This window comes from Lactobacillus paragasseri, from assembly GCF_003584685.1.
GTDB lineage: Bacteria > Bacillota > Bacilli > Lactobacillales > Lactobacillaceae > Lactobacillus > Lactobacillus paragasseri.
Genome location: NZ_AP018549.1, coordinates 957,572 through 981,507, shown reverse-complemented (window position 1 = coordinate 981,507; position 23,936 = coordinate 957,572). Strand labels below are relative to the sequence as shown.

Sequence of the window (23,936 nt, the reverse complement as noted above, 5' to 3'; positions counted from 1 at the left end):
ACTATAAATTGGAAACTAACAAATATTTATCCTTAATTAAACAAGAGTTGGCGAATATGCCTGATTTTGTAAAAGAATATAATCTTGGCACCACTCATTCATTAACTACAACATACCAATATTTAACAGAAATTCGTCGCTTTTTTGATTGGTTGAGACAAAATAAATTATCTACAGCTTCTTCCAATAAAGAAATTGAACTAGTGACACTAGAAGACATGCAACGAAATGATGTTATGCTTTATATTCATCATCTTAAACACACCAAAAACCAACAAGGACGATTAAACTCACCTACTACAATTAATCGATCAATTAATGCCCTGCGTTCTTTATATAAATTTTTAACAATTACCTCAGACAATAATCATGGAGAACCATACTTTGATCGTAATGTCATGTTAAAAATTAATTCGTTGAATGATACTAAGACATTGAATTACCGAGCTCATGTTCTAGAATCTCATATGTACATGGGTGATTTAAAATATCAATTTTTAGATTTTATTGAAAATGAATACGAGCATAAATGTAATAAACAGTCTCTACCTTCTTTCAAAAAAAATCATGAACGTGATATCGCTATTATTGCATTGATTTTAGGTACAGGAATTAGAGTTTCAGAATGTGTTAGTGTGAATGTTCGTAACATTAACCTAAAAGATGAAATGCTTGATGTGATTAGAAAAGGTGGTCAAAAAGATAGTGTCCCGATTGCTGACTGGACTATTCCTTATTTAAAAAAATATCAAGAAATACGTGCCGATCGCTACCATGCAGATAGAGATGATATAGCCTTCTTTTTAACCAGATGGCATGGAAAAACCAGAAGAATGACTGCAAATGCTGTTGAAAAGATGGTCAATAAATATTCTGCTGCTTTTGGAAAACCTCTAACACCGCATAAATTACGCCATACTTTGGCCAGTGAGCTGTACGAAGTAACTAAAGATCAAGTTCTCGTAGCACAACAATTAGGTCAAAAAGGAACTACGGCAACTGACTTGTATACTCACGTAGATCAAAAAAAGCAAAAAGCTGCTCTCAATAAGATCAATAGACATAAGAATCAAGATTAATTTAAGTATAGTACTATTTTAATTATAATAAATATGATAGTTTATATTAAAAATGAGAGGTATCACTTATGGAGTTAAGAGTTTTAAGATACTTTCTGGCAGTTTGCGAAGAAAAAAATATATCAAAAGCTGCTAATTCTCTTCATATTAGTCAGCCATCCTTGTCAAGACAGTTAAAAAATCTAGAAGAAGAACTTGGTGTAACCTTGTTTTACCGCGGACATCAAGAAATTACGTTAACTCAGGAAGGCTATTATCTTCAAGAACATGCTGAAGAAATTATTTCTTTAGCTAATAAGACACAACAAAATTTAAAACATTCTAAAATCATTTCTGGTGAATTATATATTGGAGCTGGAGAAAGTATTGCAATTAAGCGTGTAATGGATATTGTAAATAATATTGTTAAAAATTACCCTCAAGTAAAAATTCATGTTTTTAATGGGAATTCTTCTATGATCGAAGGGAAAATTGAGCGTGGTATTTTAGACTTTGGAATTACAATGGGACAATATGACACGACTCAAAACTTTAATAGCCTTACGCTTCCTGAAAATAATGAATATGGAATAATTGTAAGTAAAGATCATCCTCTTGCCAAGCAACCATATATTGTCCCTGAAGACCTTCAGAAATATCCACTTATTATTTCTAAGCACACAGCTGATTCTGATAACTTTAGAGATTGGTGTACTGATCCGCAAAAATTAAATATCGTAGCCACATTTAATTTACCTGATAATCTGCAATATCTAGTAGAAAAAGGACTATATTGCCTGCTAATTTATAAAGATTTACTTTCACTTTCCCCGGAGAGCAATCTTTGTTTTATTCCACTTCAACCCAAAATAATTGATCATAATCGGTTAATTTGGAATTCACGAGTTCAACTATCAAACGTTGCGCGTTTATTTCTTAAATTATTACGTAATTCTATAAAAAATGAAAAATAAGTTTAGTCCAGTAAAAAAAGCTTTGAAATTCCAAATTGGATTTTTCAAAGCTTTTTAAATTATCTATTTCTAATGACTCTGACCTGATGCAGGCTGCTGATTATTTTGATTTTGCCCTTGTTGATTATTAGTATTTGTATTATTGTTTTGCGACTGTTGGTTAGATTCTTTATTGTCTGCTGACTGGCTTGTTGCGTTACTTTGGTTTTGTGAATCTTGCTTAGCATCATTATGCTCTTCAGATTTACTACTTTGTGATGAACTAGATTGCTGACTACTTGAGCTTGAACTTGATTGACTAGATTGAGAAGAATGTGAGTTTTCTGAATCTATATTGATATCAAAACTATCATCAGCTTTTGGATGGTACACTCTGTGGCTCTTCTTGGTAGAGGACTTCGATTTTAATGCATTAGGTGTACTTACTTTAATAGCATTGATTTCTGAATACGTACCCTCTTGCGAGATATTATAACCAGCATAAGCAAAACGCAAATAAAATGAAAAACTAGTCAAAACTAGGTGTCCACTTTTTTCTTTTAAAGTATATTCAACTTTTAGTCGCTTAAGTGCACCTTCGTTATCAAGACCTGAAGCATTACCCTTAAGCTTTTTAATTAGCTTCTTGTGGGTTTTATTCCAGAAACGTAAACTACTTCCGCTATAGCTAACACGATAAACAGAGCCAGATTTTTTCAGTTTCATATTATTCTTAATTGCTTTACTTCCACTTAAGATAATAGCTGGATCAAACTGACTGACTACCTTGTTAGGCGTCATTGTAGATGAAGCCTTCCATTTTGGACTTCCGGTATTATCCCACATCTTCTGATATACCTTATCTTCATTTAGCCACATAGAAGTCTTATCTACTTTAGCTTGTGCTTTAAGCGGGTCATTTTGATATTTGCCTGACCAAGTTCTAGTAGCCTCAATTCCAGGTGAATTCTTTACTTTAAATTTGTAACTCTTAAAATCAGTATTTAATGCTTCAGCAATAATTTCTTTATCACTACTATTACTTGTAGCTGAGTTAACAGTTGTGGGAGTTGAATTTTTGATAGCGCTCGTATTCATTGCTAAAATCACTTGAAAGACTATTACTAACGTAAATCCTACCCCTGCGACTAAGCCTAAAATTTTTAAAAATTTATTTTTCATTAATTTAGTTCACTCTCACTTTAGTTTTTCTTTATTTATTAAAAAAATAGGAAAGCAACTCTAGCTCTCCTATTTTTCATATGATTATTTTTTACTAAAGTCCATTTTATCAATGTCTGCCATCCAAGTAATACCAAGAGATTTCTCTCCTAAATATGTGGCAATCACAGAACTAAAATTGAACATTTTGATGGTCATATTAGGGAAAGCGGCTTGAAAATCATCTTTAACCTTAGTAGCTTGTTCTAAGTCATTTGAATTATAAACGGTTAATGCTATTTTATCTTTAATTGGTGAATTATTTATTCGTTCAATAGTGATATTTTCTGCTTTCTTTACCGCACGCTTCATTGAACGTACTTTATCAAAGCTTACAATTTGATAATCATCTTTTTTAAATGTTAACAGTGGCTTAATTTGAAGCATAGTACCAATAAAGGCGCTCGCATTACTTAATCTGCCACCACGAACTAAATTATTTAAGTCATCTACAACAAATAAAACATCGATTGTATCTCTGATTTCATCAAGCTTAGCTAAAATTTCTTTAGGTTCCCACCCATTTTTAATCATTTTGGCGGCTGCAAGTACTAAGTTTCCCATTGAACGAACTGTCATTGCTGGATCATAAGGGTAAAGATTAAATTCAGGATGATTATGTGCTAAGTTAACTAAGCTATTGTAGAAACCGGAAATACCTGACGTTAATGGAATAGCGATAATTGCTTCATAGCCTTCATCTTTTAATTTCTGACATAGTTCAAGCATAGTACCTGGACTAGGTTGCGAAGTCTTCGGAAAAGGTGCTCCATCGCGTTCTAGCTCAAAAAGTTTTTCCGCAGTAATATCTATCCCATCCATATATTGCTTATCTCCAATGATAACTGGGATTGGTACTACAGTAATATCGTTGGCCTTGGCTTCTTCTGGGCTTATATCTATCTGTAATGAGTGCTATCTTCACGTGTGAAAACCTACCTTAAAATTAAAATGGCAGCATTAAGTTGCATGCTGCAATACTACTTATCAAAATGAAATTATATCATAAAATCAATTGTTTTTTAAATATAATCGTTGATTTATAACTCATCTGCCATTAAGTTGTTAACAACAATTTGCATCTTACTATCAAAATCTTGAATTTTTTCTTGACTCCAAGTAGAAAAAACCTGCGCCTCGATTTGTCTTAAAACATCTTTTAGTTCCTGGGCTTTGGCTAATCCTTCAGCATTCAAATTTAAAGATTTACTAGAATCCTTCTTTGAACGTTCAACTTGAATTAAAGCAGCAGTTTTTTTCTGCTTAATTTGTCTACTTAAGGTAGAAAGCGATATACTTAGTGCTTGTGCTAATTCTCCCATCGTCAATGTTTCATTCTGATGACGGTCGAAGAAAAGTAATAAACGAGTTTGAGAAAGATTTAACCCACATTTTTTATTAATCGCCCGCTTAATACTTTCACTAACACTATTAAATATTAGGACATCCATTTTTATTTACCACCTATGCTTATATTTCCCATTTTGTCTAATCAACAATAATTCTAAGACATAATTTAAATTTTCACAAGACTTGTGAAAATTTAACAATATTTGTGAAAAAATCACGTAATTGGTAACTAAGGAAATTTATAGTATTAAAGAGTATAATATATATACTATTTTTAAGGAGGACACTTATGGCTTTTGATGGCTTATTTATTCATAGTCTTTTACAAAATCTCTCTCCCGCTTTAACTGGAGGAAAGCTTACAAAAATCTATCAACCATTCGAACAAGACTTAGTTTTAAATTTTAGAAAAGATCGTACAAATCAACGTCTATTAATTTCTGCAAATGCTCAAAATCCGCGTTTTTATATTACAACAGATACAATTACAAATCCCGATGTTGCCCCCACTTTTGTCATGGTTCTACGTAAATACTTAGAAGGTTCAATTCTTAAAAAAATTGAGCAAGTCGGCGTAGAAAGAATTGTTAATTTTTATTTTTCTAATCGAAATGAGCTTGGCGACGAAATGCAACTTATCTTATCAGTTGAATTAATGGGGCGTCACAGTAATGTCATCTTATATAATGCTGATGATAATAAGATTATTGACTTGCTTAAGAGAATTAATCCTGATGAAAACCGGGCTCGTTTATTACTTCCGCATGCATCTTATGAATTACCACCGCTTTTACCAGGACTTAATGGTTTTCATTTATCTTTAGACCATTTCAACGATTTAAAGAAAAAATATCCTGAACCGATAGATTTTGTAAAGCAATTTAACGGTTTAGATGGAGATGATAAAAAAGAATTCACAGGTTATCTAGAAGATGACTTTTCCTATAGCTCCTTGCAAACATTTTTTAATCAATTTAATAGACCTAAGGGGTATGTTTTACAGACTATTAAGCATAAAGATCGAGTATATACTTATCTTCCCTATCATCTTGAGCTAAATCTGATTTACTCTAATGACGATATCAACGAAACTCTTGATAACTTTTACCGCGAGCAAGCTAATCGCGAATGGGTAAAACAAAAGTCTAAAAAAGTTGAAAATATCGTTAATAATGAACTTAAAAAGCTCAAGAAGAAAATTATTAAATTACGTAAACAATTAGATCAAGCTGAAAATTCTGAAGGCTATCGAATCAAGGGCGAATTACTTAATGCTTATCTTCATGAGGTAAAACCTGGTATGGAAAGTATTGACTTACCAAATTATTATGAAAATAATCAACCATTGAAAATAAAACTTGATCCTGCTCTCTCTCCTGCTAGAAATGCTCAGAAATACTTTACTCGTTATCAAAAATTACGTAATTCAATTAAACACGTTAACGAGCAGATAAAAGTAGCCAATGAAAATTTAGATTATTTTGATTCTATTCAGACCGCGATTGATAATGCTGATCCTCAAGATATTGATGCAATCAGGGATGAATTAATTAATCAAGGCTATTTGAAAGAACAGACTCACAACCGTCGACGCAAGAAAAAAATTAGCGAAAAAAATTTGAATACTTTCAAATTGAGTGATGGAAAGAAAGTATTAGTTGGAAAAAACAATTATCAAAATGACTGGTTAACTTTAAAAAAGGCTGACAAACGTGATTATTGGTTCCATGTTAAAAACATGCCTGGCTCCCACGTAATATTACAAGATGACAGTCCAAGCGATGAAGACATTAAAGAAGCAGCTGAAATTGCAGCATACTTTTCAAAAGGAAAAACTTCTGGTCATGTTCCCGTAGATTATGTTCAAGTAAAAAGAATTAAGAAACCAAATGGAGCTAAACCTGGTTTCGTTATCTATACTGGTCAAAATTCAATTGAAGTAACCCCTGATGAACACGACGTTTTAAGTAAAAAAATATAAAAAACGCTCAACTTATAGATTTCATTTTCTATAAATTGAGCGTTTTTATGTTTCCTCTAGTTTACATAATTTTAAATATTTAGTTTTATAATGGCTGTGTAGTCATTGCTAAGGTTTCAAGCACCGTTAGTACATCTTGCGCAGATTGTAAACTAGAAAAGACAGGAATATGCGTACTTAAAGCTGCATCCTTAATCATGATTGCATCATGACTAGCAGAGTCAGATAAACTAGTAACGTTAATGACTAAATTAATGCGATGTTGCTTAATTTTTTCTAATAAACTATTGCTACCCTCTTGAACCTTTCCAATAATTCCAGTTGTAATACCTTCTTCAGCTAAAACATTAGCTGTTCCCTCAGTAGCAAGCAATTTAAATCCTAACTGGTGGAATCTCGCAGCTATTTTAATTGCATTCTGTTTCTCAGAATCTTTAACAGAAATAAATACGGTCCCATATGTCGAAATCATTAAATCACTACCTTCATACCCCTTAAATAAGGCTGTTGGTAAATGCTTGGCACGTCCGATTACGCTTCCAGACGTCTTCATCTTGGAATCAAAGGTATTTTCACTTTGGTAAGATAAATAAGAAAATACAGGCATTTTAACATGAATTAGGTTATTTGATGGCCAAATGTCACTAGGTAATTCTAATTCAGACAGCTTACTTCCCAAAAGAACTTTCATGGTAATTGCAGTGATATCTCTTTTCAAAGCTTTAGTTAAAAAGGCTACATTATGGCCTGAATAACTCTTCATTTGCAATAAGTATATCTGATCATGAGCTAATAAAAAATGTAAATTAACTGGTCCTCTTAAGTGTAATTTAGTTGCAATACTAATTGCACTATCGCGTAACCTACGCTGATCATTAGTTGATAAGTTTTGGGGGCGATAAACAGCTATTGAGTCACTGGCATGTGATCCAGTTTGTTCGAAATGTTCAATAATTCCAGGAATAGTAACATTTTTACCATCAGAAATAGCAGTGACTTCGTATTTTTTGCCTTCAATGAACTTAGAAACCGTTATATGTTCTAATGAATTCTCGGCAATATATCTTTGTAAGGCAGGTAAATCAAAAACAACAGCAGACTTTTGTTTCTTGCCATTGCTGGTACCACCGATCAAAGCTGGAAAACCATTATCCTTTACAAAAGCAAAAATATTTTTCTCATTATCACATTGAAGAGCAGGAACAGGATTAACACCTGCTTGATATACCTCTTCAGCATGGTCTTCTTTTAAAATCTCTTTTAAATTAGGTTGTCCTAAAATCGTCAGCCCATGCTCTAAAAGCTGAATTCGATACTGATTAATTTGTTTACCAGAAAACTGAGTTACAACTTCAGTAATATTTTCTTTCCAAGCAACTTCTAAAATATTTTCTAAAGTAATTGGTTCAAAATAAACCCGGTCACATACATCATAAGCAGCACTAACACTTTCAGGATTATTACTAATAATTACTGGGCTAATTCCCTGCTCTTTCAAGGTTTTCGCTGCATGATAGAGCATGTAATCAAATTCTCCAGTTAGAGATACCTGAAATGGTTTTAGCCCTAAAAGAAGACATTTTTTAGAATTAGCTAATGGTTTTACTTCGTCCTCAATCCCATAACTACTATAAACTGCCTTAATATTAGGATGTATTAATCCAGCTGTACCATCAATTTCAATATAACTTGGCTTAATTGACCATTTTGTACATAGATCAGCAATTGCTTTTTCTTCTCGTCCAATAATTTCAGCAATTAATCGATTAGAAAACCCGTTCTTTTTTACTTTAAGTAACAAATCAGGAGTTAATTCATCTGCTTGCAGCTTTTTTAATAAAATCAAAATATGATTAAATTTCTGCAAAAATACTAAATGAACATGTAAAAGTTTGTGTAACTTATGATAACTAATTCCTTTAGCTAAGGCAGCTAAAAGTGTTACTAAATGCATTTCATTAGGATGACTTAAATCTTGTAGTAACTGTTCTTCACTCTTAGCACATTCTTTATTAAAAGTTGTTACATTATTAGAAAAACCAGTTGTTGATTGCAAGGCTTTTAAAAATGCACTTTCAAAATTACGACCTATTCCAAGTGCTTGTCCACCTGAAGTAGTCTTATTGTTTAAAGCATAGTGATTATAGCCTGCTTCAGTAAATGACCAATAAGGTAATTTTACAAAGCAAGCGTCTTGTACTGGATCAACTGCGGCTGAAATACCAGATTGCGGATCAGTTATTTCATTTAAATTATATCCAAGTGCAATTTTTGCAGTTACATAGCCAATTGAATAAACACCACTTCTATATGAAAGTAGGCTAGTTTGTGTTAGGCGTGGCTTTATACTTAACACTTTATAGTTAAAAGATTCACCACTCTGTTTAACAGCAAAATGAATACTTAATGCACCATGCAAATTAAGGCAATTAGCAATTTTGCGACAACAATTTCGTAATCTTTGAATCTGATTGTTATTCCTGGTTAAAATGGGCGTAACTAGTAAAGAATCAGAAGAATTGATACCTACTGGTTCTAAGCTACCAGTATTACCAACAAAACAGAAATTGCCATTATTATCACGGACAATATCAAAAATCAATTCTTCCCAATTAGAGAGATCTTCACTTAATCGATAGTCTTGCCAATTAAAATGGTCGTCATTTTCTTCATCCAAAAAATACTGCTCTAATTGTGTTAAATTGCTCAATGAAATCATATTATCTGGACGATAATGCTGTTTCTTTGACAAAAGAAGTGGAAAGTGTGCATGTTCAACTATGCGTCTTAAATCTTCTTCTTTTTCTAAGATCCATTGATTAGCCACAGCAATCTTATTTGCCTTAAGGAAAGTATAAAAATTATGAGGTGTTGACAAACTTAAAGCCAAACTATTAATGGTTAATAGCTCAATGTTCATTTGAGCTAAAATTCCAGATTCTAATAACTCTTTAGTAAGTCTTAAGGCTGGCTTTCCTCCAAAAGCTGGAATAATAGCATCTGGCTTTTCCATTCGGATAATACGTTTCACAAAGGGAAGCGTCATTGGCTCAAGATAAACGTTTACATCTGGACGAGGATCAGTTGTTACTGTTGCTGGATTAGGATTAATTAGAACAACTTGAATACTACTTTCTTCAAATGCAGCTAAAGCTTGTTTAGCTAGAATGTCCAACTCTGTAACTTCTCCAACGATACTTGGCCCGGCCCCAATCACAAGAACTTTATTAATTTCATTATGTAAAGGCATAATTTACTCCATCATATTCAAAAACTGATCATAAATACTAGCTGCATCAAAGTTACCTGGTGAACCTTCTGGATTGAATGCAGTTGCCAAAACTTTATCATCTTTAATACTGAAACCAGCTAATAAATCTGACTTTAGGTCAAAATATTTACGTGAAAGATTCAATGATAAACTATCTGGAACAACTAATTGATCAATATTCATTGCCGTTTGCCAAATTCGATTATTAGTCTGTTCAATAACGGGAAAATTACTACCATTATAAGCCGGAATTAAGTCTAAAAGCTCTAAATTTAAGAAATTACTAATGGCAAGAAAGCCTAATCCAATTCCTAGAATTGGTAATTTTCCATAAAATTTATCAAAAACAGGCTTCAAAAAAGGTGCAACTTCTTCTACCCTACCTGGTCCATTAGAAATCACAATTGCGTCTGCTCGTAAATTAATAATGTCATATATTGATGCATTGTATGGTAAAACAACACTATTAATTTTGCGTAATGAAAGGGATCGTAGCAATGAATGTTTTAAACCTAAATCAATCACAGCAACAGTTTTACCAACATTTGGTGCAGCATAGGGATGCGTAGTAGAAATTTGAGCTGTTTTATTTTTAGGCAAAACAAGCGCCTTAATTTGATCAAATGCATGGGCATCATTGGTATCCATAATTGATGCCTTGATTACTTGTTTATTTTTTAGTTTTTGAACTAACGCCCGTGTATCAACACCATAGATTGCCGGTATTCTTTTTTCCTTTAAAAAATCATTTAAGTCTTGAAAAGTTGGATTTGCAGAAATATGAAAGGCAATATCATTAGCAATTATTCCGCGCACGCTTGGATCGATTGATTCGTAATCGATGGCATTAATACCACTACCTCCAATCATTGGTGTTGTAAAAGCTAAGATTTTACCAAAATTAGCAGGATCTGAAATAGCTTCCTGATAGCCAAAATTACTAGTTTGAATGGCAAGTTCGCCTGTAGCAGTAATCGGTGCACCAAAACCGTGTCCCGAAAATGCTGTGCCATCTTCAAGAATTAAATATCGTTTCATAAATTAATGCTTCGTTTCTCGTCTTAAATTTTCTAGTTGTTTTTCAAAAATAGCTGGTAATGGTGCAGAAAACTCCAGCCATTTGTGTGTAGATGGTTGATAAAAACCTAAAGTTTCAGCATGCAGAAATTGACCATGGCCTGTCAATGTCTTTTTAGGTCCATATAAAGGATCTCCAGCTAAAGGATGACCAATATATTTCATGTGAACCCTAATTTGATGAGTCCTGCCTGTTTCAAGAACACATTTAACTAAACTATAGTCTTTAAATTGTTCAAGCACAGTAAAATGAGTTACTGCAGCTTTCCCTTTAGGATTAACTGCCATTTGTTTCCGATTATTAGGATTTCTACCAATCGGAGCATCAATAACCCCATTTTTTGTTTCAAAGTTACCATGAACAATTGCTAAATATTCTCTCTTATTTATTTTTTCTGCTAGTTGCTTTTCTAAACTTTCACGAGCTTTATCATTCTTAGCTACCATCAACAGCCCGGAAGTATCCTTATCAATTCGATGAACGATACCTGGTCGAAAACCTTCAGGACTATCAGCTAATTCATGCGTATGATATAGCAAACCATTAACTAGAGTATGATCAGGATGACCAGCGGAAGGATGAACTACCATCCCTTGCGGCTTATTAACTACAATCACGTCTGCGTCTTCATAAACAATATCAAGATTTAAATTTTGCGCCTCTAAAGATAATGGTTTAGCTGGAGGAACAGTAATATCAATTAAATCACCGGCTTGCACCTTATATGATACTTTCTCGGCCTTATTATTAACTAGAATATTTTTATCGTTAACTAGCTCTTTGATTTTTGTTCGGCTTAGATCTTTAATCTTTTCAGCAATCACTTTATCTAAGCGTCCTTTTTCTTTTTCAATTACTAATTGATAATTTTCGGTCATTTAACTTTCAGCCTTTAATCCTTTTCACTTATAAATATCAAATAGATAAAAACAAGGACAATTCCAACTGTAATAGCACTGTCAGCAATATTGAAAATATTAAACTGAACAAAATCTAATTGCAGCATATCAATTACATATTTCAAGTGCAATCGATCAATAAAATTGCCGACAATTCCTCCCAAAACTAGGGCTAAACCAGTATCGAAAAGCCAATTTTTATATTTAGGATTAAAAAGATAATAAACTACCACCACAATTGCAGCGATACTAATTAAGTAAAACAAGATCATTTGACCGCTAAAAATATTCCATGCAGCTCCATCATTTTGTAAATACGTAAATGAAAGAATTCCTGGAATAATAGTTTTCTCGTCACCTATTTTAAAATTAGTAACAATATAGTTTTTTAACCATTGATCGGCAACAACCACTAGTAAAGAAATTACTAAATATAAGACTTGCTTAGCTCTCTTCATTTAGAATAATCCTGAAATCTTTCCATTATTGTCTACATCGATGTCTAAAGCAGCAGGATGCTTAGGAAGTCCTGGCATGTCTAAAATTGAACCAGTTGCTACCACGATAAAGCCCGCACCATTCTTAAGAGCAAGGTATTTAACATGAAGAGTAAAGTCCTCTGGTGCTCCAAGAATCTTCTTTTTATCGGTAAAACTATATTGCGTCTTAGCAATAATTACTGGTAATTGATCTTTGCCCATCTTCTTAATTTCTGCTAATTGCTTCTTTGCCTTATCCGAATATTCGATATCCTTTGCATGATAAATCTTATGAGCAATTTTAGCGATTTTATCTTCTACAGAATCCTCAGGCTCATAAACAGGAGTAAAGTCACTAGCTTTACCAGTTAACTCAACAACTTTTTCAGCTGCCTTGATTCCGCCTCTTGAACCTTCATCATGGTAAGAAACAACTTCGCAGTCAAAGCCATCATTTTGAACTAATTCCTTTAATTTAGACAATTCCTGATCAGTATCACTAGCGAATTTATTAATCAAGACCATTACTGGAACACCATAATGAGCCATATTTTCCATATGACGCTTCAAGTTAGCAAATCCCTTTTCTAAAGCAGGAATGTTCTCTTTATCTAAGTGATCTGTACTTTCTTCAGCTTGATATTTTAATGCTCTCACAGTTGCCACTACTACAACGGCATCTGGTCGTTTATCTAGATGATTTGATACAAAGTCCATAAACTTTTGACCACCAAGGTCTGCACCAAAACCTGCTTCAGTTAAAACATAATCACTTAAATGTAAGGCTGTGTTAGTAGCAATTACTGAGTTAGCACCATGAGCAATATTAGCAAATGGACCTCCATGAACAATAGCTGGAGTATGTTCAAGCGTTTGAACTAAGTTTGGCTTTAATGCAGTTGATAGTAAAGCGGCTATTGCTCCTTCAAACCCTAAGTCTTTAACATAAACAGGTTCATCTTTTACTGAAAAGCCAACAAGAATATTTCCAATTCTCTTCTTTAAATCATTAATATCAGTTGCTAAACATAAAATAGCCATTAGTTCGTTGGCTACAGTAATTGCAAAGCTAGCTTCATGTTCGATTCCATTAAAACGTGATCCTTGACCGATAGTGATCTTTCTTAAAGTACGATCATTAACGTCAATTCCGCGCTTTAACAAAATCCGATTTGGATCTAACTTTAAACTATTGTCTTGGTAAATATAATTATCGACCAAAGCAGCTAAAGTATCAATTGCACTAGTTAAAGCATGCATATCTCCAGTAAAATGCAAATTAATGTCTTCCATCGGAATAATTTGTGCATAACCACCACCAGTAGCTCCACCCTTCAATCCAAAAACAGGACCCATTGAGGGCTCTCTTAAAGCAATTAAAGTGTTTTTATGGAGTTGGTTGCTAATAGCATCCCCCAAACCAATAGTAATGGTCGATTTACCTTCACCCGCAGGAGTAGGACTAATTGACGTAACTAAGATTAACTTTCCCAGTTTTTGGCTCTTCTTAATTCGGTTAATACCTTTCCAGCTTATCTTAGCTTTATCATTACCGTAAAGTTCAATTTCTTCTGGCTGAAGATCTATCTTTTGTGCAATTTCTGTAATTGGTAATTCTTTAGTATTCTGAGCGATCTCGATATCTGACTTCAAATTCATTTCTTCTTTCTCTTAAGTGCTAAAAGCAAATAAGTATTAAGTTTACCTCTTGCTTCATATATGTCGAATGCCTTCCATTGCCACTTAATTTTTAAGTCCTGAAGCTGAATTTTTTGACGATATGGTAATTTTAACCAATAAACACGTGCTTCTTTTTGAAAATAAGAATTAAGCCAGGTATAAATAACAATAATTGCGAAAATAGTTCCTAAAGCAATTGCAGGATAACTAATTGACTTGTTACTTTCATACCCAACAATAAAGGCTACAAAAATTAGTGCTAAGAGCCAGGAGTAATAAATTACACCGGCAGCTCCTAAAAAAATAAAATGTTTTTTCATAATTTAGAATTTAGGTCACACCCTATTTATTAATTATCTCTATTGTAACAAAAATAAAACAGATTTACGTTTTTGTTTAAAGTTGTGTTCTAGACTATAATATTAAGCAAGAATATGGAGGAAATTAATATTATGAAAATCGGCGTTTTAACTGACAGTTCATCTTATTTAACGAAAGAACAATGTGAGAAATATGGTATTGATGTACTACCAATTCCAATTATTTGGGACAATAAAGAATATCTTGATTTAATTGATATTGGTTTTCATGAATTTTATAAAAAATTAAATAGCTCTACAACTCTTCCTACCACTTCTCAGCCATCAATCGGAACAGTTAAAAGATATGTTGAAAAGTATATTAATGAGGGTTATACAGATCTAATTATTATTACGCTCTCAAGTGGTAATTCTAGTTTTTATAGTAATGTCTTAAGCGTAGCAAATGAAGAAACGCGTATTAATATTCATCCCTTTGACTGTAAAATCACATGTGCTGGAGAGGCAGATGCCGCAATCTTAGCTGGTCGATTAGTTAAGGCTGGAGCTGATATTAATCTAATCATGCATGACTTAAAGGATCTACGAAATACTACTGATGTTAGATTTATGGTAGATAATCTTAATCACTTAAAACGAACCGGACGTTTATCAAATGCGGCTAGCTTTGTTGGTTCTATTTTAAAAATCAAGCCTATCTTATCTATGGACGTTCAAAACGAAGGTAAGATTTCTGCAATTGCAAAAGAAAGACAGTATAAACGTGCTTATAATCATATTAAAAAAGATTTCAGTCGCCTAACTTCTAACATGCCTTATCCAATTCAGCTAACAATTTTTCATGCTGACGATGAAGAAAGAGAAGCTGCGTGGATTAATGATTATCAAACGAGTTTTCCAAAAATTAAAGTTGATCAAAGTATTATCGGTCCAGTTGTTGGAGTTCACGTTGGTCAACATACAATGGCAATGATCTGGTGCCGAGACTTAGATTCTTATTTTGATAAAAATGGTAAGCCACTTTTAAATATTAATTCTCGAGTAGTTGAAGATTAAAAAAAGGCAAGTACTATAAATTTCATATAGTACTTGCCTTTTTTAGTTAATTTGCCTTTTAATACTTAATTTTCACATGTAAGTTATCATGTACAGAAGTATCATATAGAGTCTGCAAATATAATTCATATTGAGGATTTTCTGAAATTAGTCGTTGATAGATTTCAGACTTTTTTAGTTTTTGTAATTCGTCAAAAACGATATGATTCTTGCCAGTAAAGAAATGATAGTTCATTTCGCCAAAAAGACGCCCCATCTGTCGAACACTCTTTAAATCATCATGATTTCGATACAAATCTTCTTGCATTAATTCTGCAGAAATAGTCCCTAACTGAATGTTTTCTAAATAATCATGAAAATGAGTCAAAGTCCAATTTTGCTTTTCTTTATCAGTTAGATAGTCTTTCATCTCAAAATGGTGACATGTGTAGCTAATTTCTTTTGGAGAAACTTTAACTACACCATACCCTTGATCATTAGAACAAAAGCTTGTAGTTACAACTTCCGTTGCTGGACATGAATTTTGCGGTGACATGATATTTTGAGCATGAATATGACCAGAAAAAACTAGTTTTACATTATATTGAGCTAATAATTTACGTAATTCTCGATAGTCATCAACCACATAGCCTTTATTTACTGCTGGATTATGTGCATAAAGATTATGATGCATACAGAAAATTACACGCAAGTTATTCTGACTAGCATATTGAAGCTGCTCTTTAATCCACTTTCTTTGTTCTTTACCTAAAAAGCCTGCTGTAGCTGGAGCAGTAGATGATTCTTCTTTTCCATAATCGTTAGAATCTGCTAAGATTAACAAATAATCTGGATTTAACTGAACACTATAGGCTAATGAACTATTATCAACGCTAACTGCAGTTTCATAAGAAGTTCTAAAAATATTACGCCACATTCGAGGACTAATCTGCCCAGCATAATATTGCTTTTTACCATGAAATTCTCTTGCCCACCCATCATAAATATCATGATTTCCAGGAAGAACAAGAAGTTTAGTTTTAGTCAGAGGTTTAAAAATTTCCGCAAATCTCTCAGCTGAAACCCGCTCTCCATTAAAAGTTACATCCCCCGTAACAATAATTGCTGCAGGCTTCTTTTCTTCTGCCATTCTAACAAAAGCACTAAGAGCAGTTTCTTGATAATAAAGATCCTTGCCCTGACTAGTTTTTTGCATTTGAGAAAAGGCCTGACCATCATCATGTAAGCTATCTGCAATTAAATGAGTATCACTAATGACCCAAAAGCTCGTCTTTTTGTCTTGCGTTAACATTTTTATCTCTTATTTGCCCAATATTGATAATAATCAGTTCTTAAATTACCATTGTAAAATTTCCGTTTTTTAGTAGCTCTAGCACCAAAGAATTTTTCAAATTGCGGATCAGAGGTTAAATAATACTGACTAAATGAAGATAATGGACGCAAAGTTTGTCCCATTTCTTCATAAATTTTTTCAGCTGCCTCGCGGTCTTTCAATCGCTTACCATAAGGTGGATTAGCAATAATTACCCCATTTTCTAAGTCGGTCGCAAAGTCTTTTACAGCTACTTGTTTAAATTTAATATCTTGTAACACGCCAGCATTATGTGCGTTAACCTTAGCAATTTCTAAAATTGACTGATCAATATCGCTTGCTAAAATTGGAGCATGCTCTTGTTTTTCTTTAGTTTTTGCTTCTTCCACTAATTCGGGATGAATTTTTTTATCAAACCAGTCAAAATTATCAAAAGCAAACTCTCTCCAAATACCTGGAGCTATATTTTTAGCCTTTAGGGCTGCTTCGATTGCAATCGTGCCTGATCCAGTCATAGGATCGATAAAAGGATGAGAGCCATCAAATGGTGTTAATTCAATTAATCCAGCTGCAAAATTTTCCTTTAAAGGTGCTCCACCATGTTCAACTCGATATCCACGCTTAAATAAACTCTGGCCAGTTGTATCTAAGCTTAACCGTGCTACATCTTTATAAATATGAATATCTAAAGGATACTCAGCTCCACTTTCAGGTAAAAAGCCACGTCTCCGATATTGATCGGTCAGCTTATCTACAATTGCTTTTTTAACAATTGATTGCACATCAGGCTCAGAGTGTAATTTACTACGAACGCTTCTTCCCTTCACAGGAAATTGTGCATCAACTGGTAATAATTCTGCCCAATCATAGCTATAAACTTCATCGTACAATTGATCGAAGCTAAATGCCTTGAATTCTTTTAATAAAATTTTGATTCGATCAGCACTTCTAAGCCATAAATTGGTCTTTACAACATCCTTTTGTGTACCTTTAAAAAATACACGTCCATTCTCGGTACTAGTCTCATAGCCTAGATTATTTAATTCTTTTGCAACAACGCTTTCAAATCCAGCGCCCATTGTCGCATATAATGTATATTCTTTCATTATTTATTCTCTATCTATACTAAATTTTTCTATAAAAAAAGGTTGAGCCAAAGCTCAACCCTAACCTACAAATCTCTATAAGCCACGTTCTGTTCCAATAAGATCCGGTTAAACCTTATCTTCAGCGACCATCTATCTTCATTAAAAATGACTTCGTCTTTAGTTCATTTACTTAGACGAAAGCGCCCCTACCAAATTTGGGTTGCCCGCTTGCAGGGTTTACCTCGTTCCACCAGCAAAGTTTCCCTTGCTGCTTCGTCACTGTGGCACTTTTCAGGATAGTCACACATGTCAAAAATGATTTAGTGCTTTTTCCGCCGTAACTTGATAAAACAAGTCCCCCAGCTTATTGGGCTGAGTACAAAAACTACAAGCATCTCAGCTTGTGCGTGCGTGGACTTTCCTCAGCTAGCATAAGCTAACCGCGATCGCTCGAAATTTGCAATAACAATTATATCATAGTTTTAATTAGCTTGGTAAGTTCTATCTTGTTGATTCATTCTTTGCTCAAGGTTGTAGACTTTACGCTCCAAAGTAGAAATACGTTGAATCATAGCTACGTTAGTAGTTAATTCAGGAGCTTCTTTTTCTTCATTTGCGCTATTTACTATAGGTTTCTGGATATTATGAGGAGTGTACGTCTTAACATCATCCTCAACTTCTTCATTTTTGAAATCTAACTTAGGAGCATCACTCTGAGTTGGTGCCTGTTTTTGTTGAGCTTTTAACTCACTAATTTGTGCCTGTAAATCTTCAATAATTGTCGCAAAAGTACTATAGTCAGAAATAATCGTATCAAGGTATGAATCTACCTCATCTGAGTCATACCCCTTCATTTTGGTCCTAAATTGCTTTTTTAAAATACTTTGTGGATTTAGTTGAATATCATTTAAACTTGCCATTTATTTCGTCAAACTCCTTAATTGCAGACTAATGTCTGTCTTTAATTTAGGCGATAAGGTGTTAACTAGTTATTAGCTCAATGGCACTCACCATATCGTATACAACTAGTATAAGTTATAAATTTTCTTCAGGCAATAATAGCCCCTGTTTCTAAAAAATTTCTTATTAAATTAGTCTTATATAAGCTACAAGCAAAAAAATTACTCTAAAATCTAATAAAAATTATTTTCTTGTCGATGATTTTCTTCATATTCTTCTGCTGATTCCTGCAAATCATAAAAGTCAATTATATCTACAGGGTAATCATGTCCCTCTTGATACTTTTGGATGGCTTCATAATCATATTTGGGCTTACCAGGATGTTCAGGATCATAAATCAGAACTGCGCGGTCGGTATGTCCCAACATGAAACTTTGATAATTTTTTAATTGTGCTGGACTCATATAGGGATAATTTGAAGTAGCAGCAGTGAAATCAACTTGTTCGGTTAAATTTTGATACTTCATCTGATTATTTTCATTCCATCTTTTAGAAAATTCTAAATAAGGCGTCATCAAGGCCGTATGAATGCTATATTCATTCTGAAGTTGAATTGCTGCTTCTAATGCCCATTGCTCAATTCCTAAGTTTGCGCCACTAATTATCCAGTCAATTTTTCCCTCTTCAAGTAAGCTTTTAAAATAATTAGTTAGAGTATATTTAATTACAGTTAACTTAGGATCCTTATCACTAAAGATACTTAATTCATACGAACGATATCCAGTAACCCATAGACGCTTCATTGATGATCCTTTCTTTCTCTAAAAATGATTTAAAATCTTTGCTATAATGCTAAACAGGAGTGATGTTGATGGTAAAATATCCAACAGGCAGTCTAACACATTATACTAAAGATCAAACTGACCTTCTGCATCCAAGAAAGCAAAAACATCGTAAAGATGTTGTATTTTCTGATCGTGGAATGAACCTAGAGCAACAAATCAATGAATCTAATAAGTATTATCTTCTTGAAGATATTGCTGTAGTTCATAAAAAGCCAACTCCGGTTCAAATTGTCAAAGTAGATTATCCCAAACGTTCTCGTGCAGTCATTAAAGAAGCTTACTTTAGGCAGGCTTCTACAACTGATTATAATGGCGTTTATCAAGGTCGATATTTAGATTTTGAAGCTAAAGAAACGAGAAATAAAAGATCTTTCCCTTTGAAAAATTTCCATGAACATCAGATCATCCATCTTGAAAGATGTTTAAAGCAAAAAGGAATTTGTTTTACAATAATCCGCTTCGTAACTCTTAATCGCTATTTTGTAACTCCAGCGAGTTTTGTAATTAAAGCTTGGAAAACACCGCATAAGAGTTCGATGACACTTCAAGAGTTGATTGACAATTCAATTGAAATCAAAAGTGGATTTCGACCAACACTTCCTTACTTGGATGCAATAGATAATTTTATAGATAGGAACAAAAAGAATGGCAGATAACAATCAAAAGCCAACCAATTCTAGAATGGCTAACCTTCACCCCGAAGGTAAACCACGTAAAAGAATTTGGCTACAAATAATTAAATGGTTCTTTATTGTGGCAATGTTAATCATTGTTTCTGGGGTAGGACTATTTGCGTATTACGCTAAAGACGCTCCTAGCATTTCACAAGCTCAACTTCAAAGTGGAGGAACGAGTAGCCTTTATACTCGAGATGGGAAATTTCTTCTTTCTTTAGGTTCTGAAAAAAGAACTTACGTTAATAATGATGAAATTCCTAAAGAACTCAAAAATGCTATTGTCTCTGTCGAAGATAGGCGTTTTTATAAAGAAGGTATTGGGCTTGATCCAATTCGAATTGTTGGTTCTGTCCTAGTTAACGCTAAAAGCAAGGGCGTGGCTGCCGGTGGATCAACTATCACTCAGCAATTAGTTAAGCTTTCTGTTTTTTCAACTGCTGCTTCGCAAAGAACTCTTCGTAGAAAAGCACAAGAAGCATGGCTTTCAATGAAAGTTGAACGAGAATTTAGTAAAGAGCAAATTTTAGAATTCTATATTAATAAGGTATATATGAATTACGGTAACTATGGAATGGGTACTGCAGCAGATTTCTACTATGGCAAAGATCTAAAGGATCTTGATTTAGCACAAACTGCTCTTCTGGCAGGCATGCCTAATGCACCAGTTACCTATGATCCATATGTTTATCCAGAAAAGGCTAAATATAGAAGAGATATTGTTTTAAGAGCAATGCTTAAAAACGACAAGATTACTAAGTCTCAATATACACAAGCTGTTAATGAGCCAATCACTCAAGGATTACAACCAAAGAAGAACAATGCAACTTCAGAATTAAGGAAGGTTGACGATCCATATATTAAAGAAGTAATCAGCGAAGTTAAGAGCAAAGGATTTAATCCTTATAATGACAACTTAAAGATTACAGTTAATATTGATCAAGATGCACAACAAAAGCTTTATGACCTAGTAAACAATGGATCAGTTCCATTTACTAACGATAAGATGCAAGTTGGTGCAACAATTATTGATCCAAGGACTGGTCACGTTATTGCTATTATTGGTGGCCGTAAGCTACCTTCTGTTCAATTAGGGTTAAATCGCGCTGTTCAAACTGGCCGTTCAACTGGATCAACTGTTAAGCCCGTATTAGATTATGGTCCAGCAATTGAATATCTTAACTGGCCAACTTCTCATATATTAGACGATTCTAAGTATGTTTACCCTGGTACTAATATTCAGCTTTATGACTGGGATAATAAATACGAAGGTAAAATGACTATGCGCCATGCTCTAGAACAATCCAGAAACGTCCCTGCAGTTAAGACCTTAAGCAAAGTTGGAGTTGCACGTGCATCGCTCTTTGCAAGAAAGCTTGGCGTTAACGTTCCTTCTGATTCTGGTTTATCAGTTGCAATCGGTGCTAATGCTTCTTCTCTTCAAATGGCAGGCGCTTTTGGTGCTTTTGCTAATAATGGTGTTTACCACAAGCCACAATTTGTTTCTAAAATTGAAACACCGGATGGTTTAACTAGAAATTATGATAGCAGTGGTACTAGAGTAATGAAGGAATCAACCGCATATATCATGACTGATATGCTTAAGGGTGTGTTAACTAAGGGTTCTGGTACACAAGCTCGAATTAAAAACTTATATGAAGCTGGTAAAACTGGTACTGTTAAATATTCAGATGAAGAATTGGTAAGATATCCTCAATACAAGAACTCGCCAAAAGATTCATGGTTTGTCGGTTATACTAAACTTTATTCAATGGGTATTTGGACTGGATACGATAACTTGAAAGATGGTACCCCATCAGGCGTTGGTTCTTCTTCAGCTCAACTTCTATATAAGCAAATGATGTCTTATCTCATGACAGATAAAGCTAATAAAGATTGGACAAAGCCAAGCACAGTTGTTAGACGCAGAATTGCTAATGGTACCCAAGATAAAGTAGTTTCTCCTACTGCAAGCAATTCAAGCTGGCAATTATTTGTCAAAGGCCATGCGCCAAAAAATCCTTATAGCGAAGTAACCGTTGATAAACGGAAAGATGAAGATGACGACGTTGATACGAGACTTGATACAGAAGATGATACATCATCTAAGGGGCAATCTCATTCTCAAAGTAGCTCTTCATCAAGTCATGCTGAACAACAATCATCGAGTCAAAAGCAGTCATCAACTTCTAATAACAATAATAATTCAAATAATCAGAATCAAAACAATAATCAGCAAACGGAAAATAAATCCGATAATCAAAATAACAATTCCCAGCAAAATACAAATAATCAAAATAACCAAAATCAACAACAACATCAGGCAAATAATTCCAATAATAATCATTAATTATTGAAATCAAATAAAAGCTCCAGAAGCATCATATCAGAGATGCCTTCTGGAGCTTTTTTGCATTGTATTTTAATTAAAAAAAGTCATTTTAAAGGTGGTAAAAAAGAATACGGATCTTGATCTTTAGTTCTAGCCGGCATTGTATATCGGCCAAATAAAATCATTGCATGATGCGTACGAATCCATTCTTCTTTTGGAAGTAATTCTTCAAGACGTTGTTCTACCTCGTGGGGAGTTGCTTTTTCCCCCACTATCTTAAATCTTTTAGAAATACGGGATACATGAGTATCAACTGCAATTGCAGGTATTTTAAAACCTTCTGCTAAAACAACATTAGCTGTTTTCTCTCCTACGCCAGGTAATGTCATTAAAGTCTTTTTATCCTGGGGAATTTCACCATTGAACTTGTCTGTAATGATCTGTGCTGTTTCCTTTAAATGCTTAGCCTTTGTGCGATACAAACCAATGGTGCGAATATGTGCTTCGATATCTCTAATATTAGCTTGGGCTAAGCTGGCGCTGTCAGGATAGTCATTAAAAAATTTAGGTGTTGTTTTATTAACCATCTTATCAGTAGTTTGTGCACTCATTAAAACTGCACAGAGTAAATGAAACTTTGTATCCCAGTGAAGCTCTCCTTTAGCATCCGGATAAAGAGATAAAATTCTTTTTAAAACTAATCGAGCTTCTTCATCCGATAATAATTTTTCCATTTAATCACCTAGTTTCGTTGCAGGAAATTTTTAATTTGATCTGTAGTTGTCAGGCCATGTCGTTGCCAATTCAATAAAATTCGATCAACATACTTAAAATTATATACCTGCGCTAAAATTGCTTCACGCAAAGCTAATTTAACTATCTCTGGATTGTAATGGTCAATATTAAGCCAAGCAGCAATTTCTTGCTTTTCAATTGGACTTAAAAGACGTCCAAACTCAATTTCAAATTGTCTCACTAACTCTTGCAATGGATTTACTGATTGTCTTTCTTCTGTTAGTTCTCCTGCACGAACTTGATCGTTAGCATTCGTCTCTCTCTCATCAATAATTGTATCTAATTTTTGATATAAAGGCTTGAGATCATAAAAATTTGTAATTCTACCTTCGCTATCTCTCTTTTGCCCTAATTCAAGTAATTCCTTATCAATTAAATCCTGAATTAGCTGCGACACTTCGACTGGCGATAAATTCATTCTTTCTGATAAATCATTATTGCTTGGAAAGAAATTATTCATTTGTTTGAATGATTCTAATTGCAATAAAAGCATTGCTTCAATTTCAGATATTTTTAAAGAGGGATAGTAACGTAATAGACTATTAGAAATGACTGTAAATCCTTCATTTTGGATAGCCGCAAAAGACGCCATACATTTTTCCTTTCAAAAAAAGCTGAACTAAAATAGTTCAACTTTTTATATT

Annotated in this window: 21 protein-coding genes and 1 other RNA gene; 6 read left to right on the top strand and 16 right to left on the bottom strand. The window is 33.6% G+C overall.

The features are described 5' to 3' along the window. Positions 1–8: 8 nt before the first annotated feature. Together xerS and LpgJCM5343_RS04755 are read left to right on the top strand one after the other, a co-directional pair. Positions 9–1,079, top strand: coding sequence for a tyrosine recombinase XerS (gene xerS / locus LpgJCM5343_RS04760; protein ID WP_049160561.1), 1,071 nt, complete (start codon positions 9–11; stop codon positions 1,077–1,079). 68 nt (positions 1,080–1,147) lie between these two features. Continuing rightward, positions 1,148–2,032, top strand: coding sequence for a LysR family transcriptional regulator (locus tag LpgJCM5343_RS04755; RefSeq protein WP_039156572.1), 885 nt, complete (start codon positions 1,148–1,150; stop codon positions 2,030–2,032). 69 nt (positions 2,033–2,101) lie between these two features. Here the strand turns inward: LpgJCM5343_RS04755 and LpgJCM5343_RS04750 are convergent, their stop codons facing one another. The 3 genes from LpgJCM5343_RS04750 to LpgJCM5343_RS04740 all read right to left on the bottom strand — a co-directional run bounded on the left by LpgJCM5343_RS04750 (position 2,102) and on the right by LpgJCM5343_RS04740 (position 4,683). Then, positions 2,102–3,193, bottom strand: a complete 1,092-nt coding sequence (locus LpgJCM5343_RS04750; RefSeq protein WP_101890709.1) for a hypothetical protein — start codon at positions 3,191–3,193, stop codon at positions 2,102–2,104. Between the two features lie 84 nt (positions 3,194–3,277). Next, positions 3,278–4,135: a DegV family protein gene (locus tag LpgJCM5343_RS04745; RefSeq protein WP_370738416.1), complete on the bottom strand. Its 858-nt coding sequence runs from the start codon at positions 4,133–4,135 to the stop codon at positions 3,278–3,280. Positions 4,136–4,272: 137 nt separating this feature from the next. Continuing rightward, positions 4,273–4,683 (bottom strand): MarR family winged helix-turn-helix transcriptional regulator, encoded by a 411-nt coding sequence (locus LpgJCM5343_RS04740; RefSeq protein WP_003648850.1) that lies wholly within the window; start codon positions 4,681–4,683, stop codon positions 4,273–4,275. A 188-nt stretch (positions 4,684–4,871) separates the two neighbouring features. On the opposite strand from LpgJCM5343_RS04740, the gene LpgJCM5343_RS04735 reads away from it, so the two are divergent. Then, on the top strand, positions 4,872–6,563 hold the full coding sequence (locus tag LpgJCM5343_RS04735; protein ID WP_003648851.1) for an Rqc2 family fibronectin-binding protein: 1,692 nt from the start codon (positions 4,872–4,874) through the stop codon (positions 6,561–6,563). An 85-nt stretch (positions 6,564–6,648) separates the two neighbouring features. Here the strand turns inward: LpgJCM5343_RS04735 and LpgJCM5343_RS04730 are convergent, their stop codons facing one another. From LpgJCM5343_RS04730 to LpgJCM5343_RS04705, 6 genes are read right to left on the bottom strand one after another with little or no spacing between them, the layout of a single operon-like run. Further along, positions 6,649–9,813, bottom strand: coding sequence for a carbamoyl phosphate synthase large subunit (locus LpgJCM5343_RS04730; protein ID WP_101890708.1), 3,165 nt, complete (start codon positions 9,811–9,813; stop codon positions 6,649–6,651). Positions 9,814–9,816: 3 nt separating this feature from the next. Further along, positions 9,817–10,872 carry a carbamoyl phosphate synthase small subunit gene (locus tag LpgJCM5343_RS04725; protein WP_003648853.1) on the bottom strand — a complete coding sequence of 352 codons (1,056 nt, stop codon included), beginning with the start codon at positions 10,870–10,872 and terminating at the stop codon, positions 9,817–9,819. A gap of 3 nt (positions 10,873–10,875) precedes the next feature. Continuing rightward, the gene (locus tag LpgJCM5343_RS04720) at positions 10,876–11,790 is read right to left on the bottom strand and encodes an RluA family pseudouridine synthase (protein WP_039156585.1); all 915 of its coding nucleotides are present in this window, start codon (positions 11,788–11,790) and stop codon (positions 10,876–10,878) included. A 14-nt stretch (positions 11,791–11,804) separates the two neighbouring features. Further along, positions 11,805–12,269, bottom strand: a complete 465-nt coding sequence (gene lspA / locus LpgJCM5343_RS04715) for a signal peptidase II (RefSeq protein ID WP_077958949.1) — start codon at positions 12,267–12,269, stop codon at positions 11,805–11,807. Beyond that, positions 12,270–13,949: a formate--tetrahydrofolate ligase gene (locus LpgJCM5343_RS04710; RefSeq protein ID WP_174705299.1), complete on the bottom strand. Its 1,680-nt coding sequence runs from the start codon at positions 13,947–13,949 to the stop codon at positions 12,270–12,272. It lies immediately after the preceding gene. Beyond that, positions 13,946–14,290, bottom strand: coding sequence for a hypothetical protein (locus LpgJCM5343_RS04705; RefSeq protein WP_039156591.1), 345 nt, complete (start codon positions 14,288–14,290; stop codon positions 13,946–13,948). Before LpgJCM5343_RS04705 ends, LpgJCM5343_RS04710 begins: the two co-directional genes overlap by 4 nt. Positions 14,291–14,422: 132 nt before the next feature. On the opposite strand from LpgJCM5343_RS04705, the gene LpgJCM5343_RS04700 reads away from it, so the two are divergent. Next, positions 14,423–15,346 carry a DegV family protein gene (locus tag LpgJCM5343_RS04700; RefSeq protein WP_113576157.1) on the top strand — a complete coding sequence of 308 codons (924 nt, stop codon included), beginning with the start codon at positions 14,423–14,425 and terminating at the stop codon, positions 15,344–15,346. Between the two features lie 58 nt (positions 15,347–15,404). On the opposite strand, the gene LpgJCM5343_RS04695 is transcribed toward LpgJCM5343_RS04700, so the two are convergent. The 5 genes from LpgJCM5343_RS04695 to LpgJCM5343_RS04675 all read right to left on the bottom strand — a co-directional run bounded on the left by LpgJCM5343_RS04695 (position 15,405) and on the right by LpgJCM5343_RS04675 (position 19,449). Then, the gene (locus tag LpgJCM5343_RS04695) at positions 15,405–16,637 is read right to left on the bottom strand and encodes a metallophosphoesterase (RefSeq protein WP_101890706.1); all 1,233 of its coding nucleotides are present in this window, start codon (positions 16,635–16,637) and stop codon (positions 15,405–15,407) included. Between the two features lie 2 nt (positions 16,638–16,639). After that, on the bottom strand, positions 16,640–17,764 hold the full coding sequence (locus tag LpgJCM5343_RS04690; protein WP_020807371.1) for a THUMP domain-containing class I SAM-dependent RNA methyltransferase: 1,125 nt from the start codon (positions 17,762–17,764) through the stop codon (positions 16,640–16,642). 73 nt (positions 17,765–17,837) lie between these two features. Continuing rightward, an RNA gene (rnpB, locus tag LpgJCM5343_RS04685) (RNase P RNA component class B) lies at positions 17,838–18,204 on the bottom strand. Positions 18,205–18,228: 24 nt separating this feature from the next. After that, the gene (locus LpgJCM5343_RS04680) at positions 18,229–18,666 is read right to left on the bottom strand and encodes a DivIVA domain-containing protein (RefSeq protein WP_003648861.1); all 438 of its coding nucleotides are present in this window, start codon (positions 18,664–18,666) and stop codon (positions 18,229–18,231) included. 213 nt (positions 18,667–18,879) lie between these two features. Further along, entirely contained in the window at positions 18,880–19,449 is a 570-nt protein-coding gene (locus LpgJCM5343_RS04675; RefSeq protein ID WP_077958952.1) for an SLOG family protein, read from the bottom strand. A 68-nt stretch (positions 19,450–19,517) separates the two neighbouring features. Between LpgJCM5343_RS04675 and recU the strand changes: the two genes are divergently transcribed. Together recU and LpgJCM5343_RS04665 are read left to right on the top strand one after the other, a co-directional pair. Beyond that, the gene (recU, locus tag LpgJCM5343_RS04670) at positions 19,518–20,147 is read left to right on the top strand and encodes a Holliday junction resolvase RecU (protein WP_003648863.1); all 630 of its coding nucleotides are present in this window, start codon (positions 19,518–19,520) and stop codon (positions 20,145–20,147) included. Further along, positions 20,137–22,515, top strand: coding sequence for a PBP1A family penicillin-binding protein (locus LpgJCM5343_RS04665; protein WP_113576158.1), 2,379 nt, complete (start codon positions 20,137–20,139; stop codon positions 22,513–22,515). Before recU ends, LpgJCM5343_RS04665 begins: the two co-directional genes overlap by 11 nt. An 86-nt stretch (positions 22,516–22,601) precedes the next feature. Here LpgJCM5343_RS04665 and nth read toward each other — a convergent pair whose 3' ends face one another. Then, on the bottom strand, positions 22,602–23,231 hold the full coding sequence (gene nth / locus LpgJCM5343_RS04660; RefSeq protein WP_003648865.1) for an endonuclease III: 630 nt from the start codon (positions 23,229–23,231) through the stop codon (positions 22,602–22,604). Between the two features lie 8 nt (positions 23,232–23,239). Continuing rightward, positions 23,240–23,884 carry a DnaD domain protein gene (locus LpgJCM5343_RS04655; protein WP_048686980.1) on the bottom strand — a complete coding sequence of 215 codons (645 nt, stop codon included), beginning with the start codon at positions 23,882–23,884 and terminating at the stop codon, positions 23,240–23,242. Positions 23,885–23,936 lie beyond the last annotated feature (52 nt).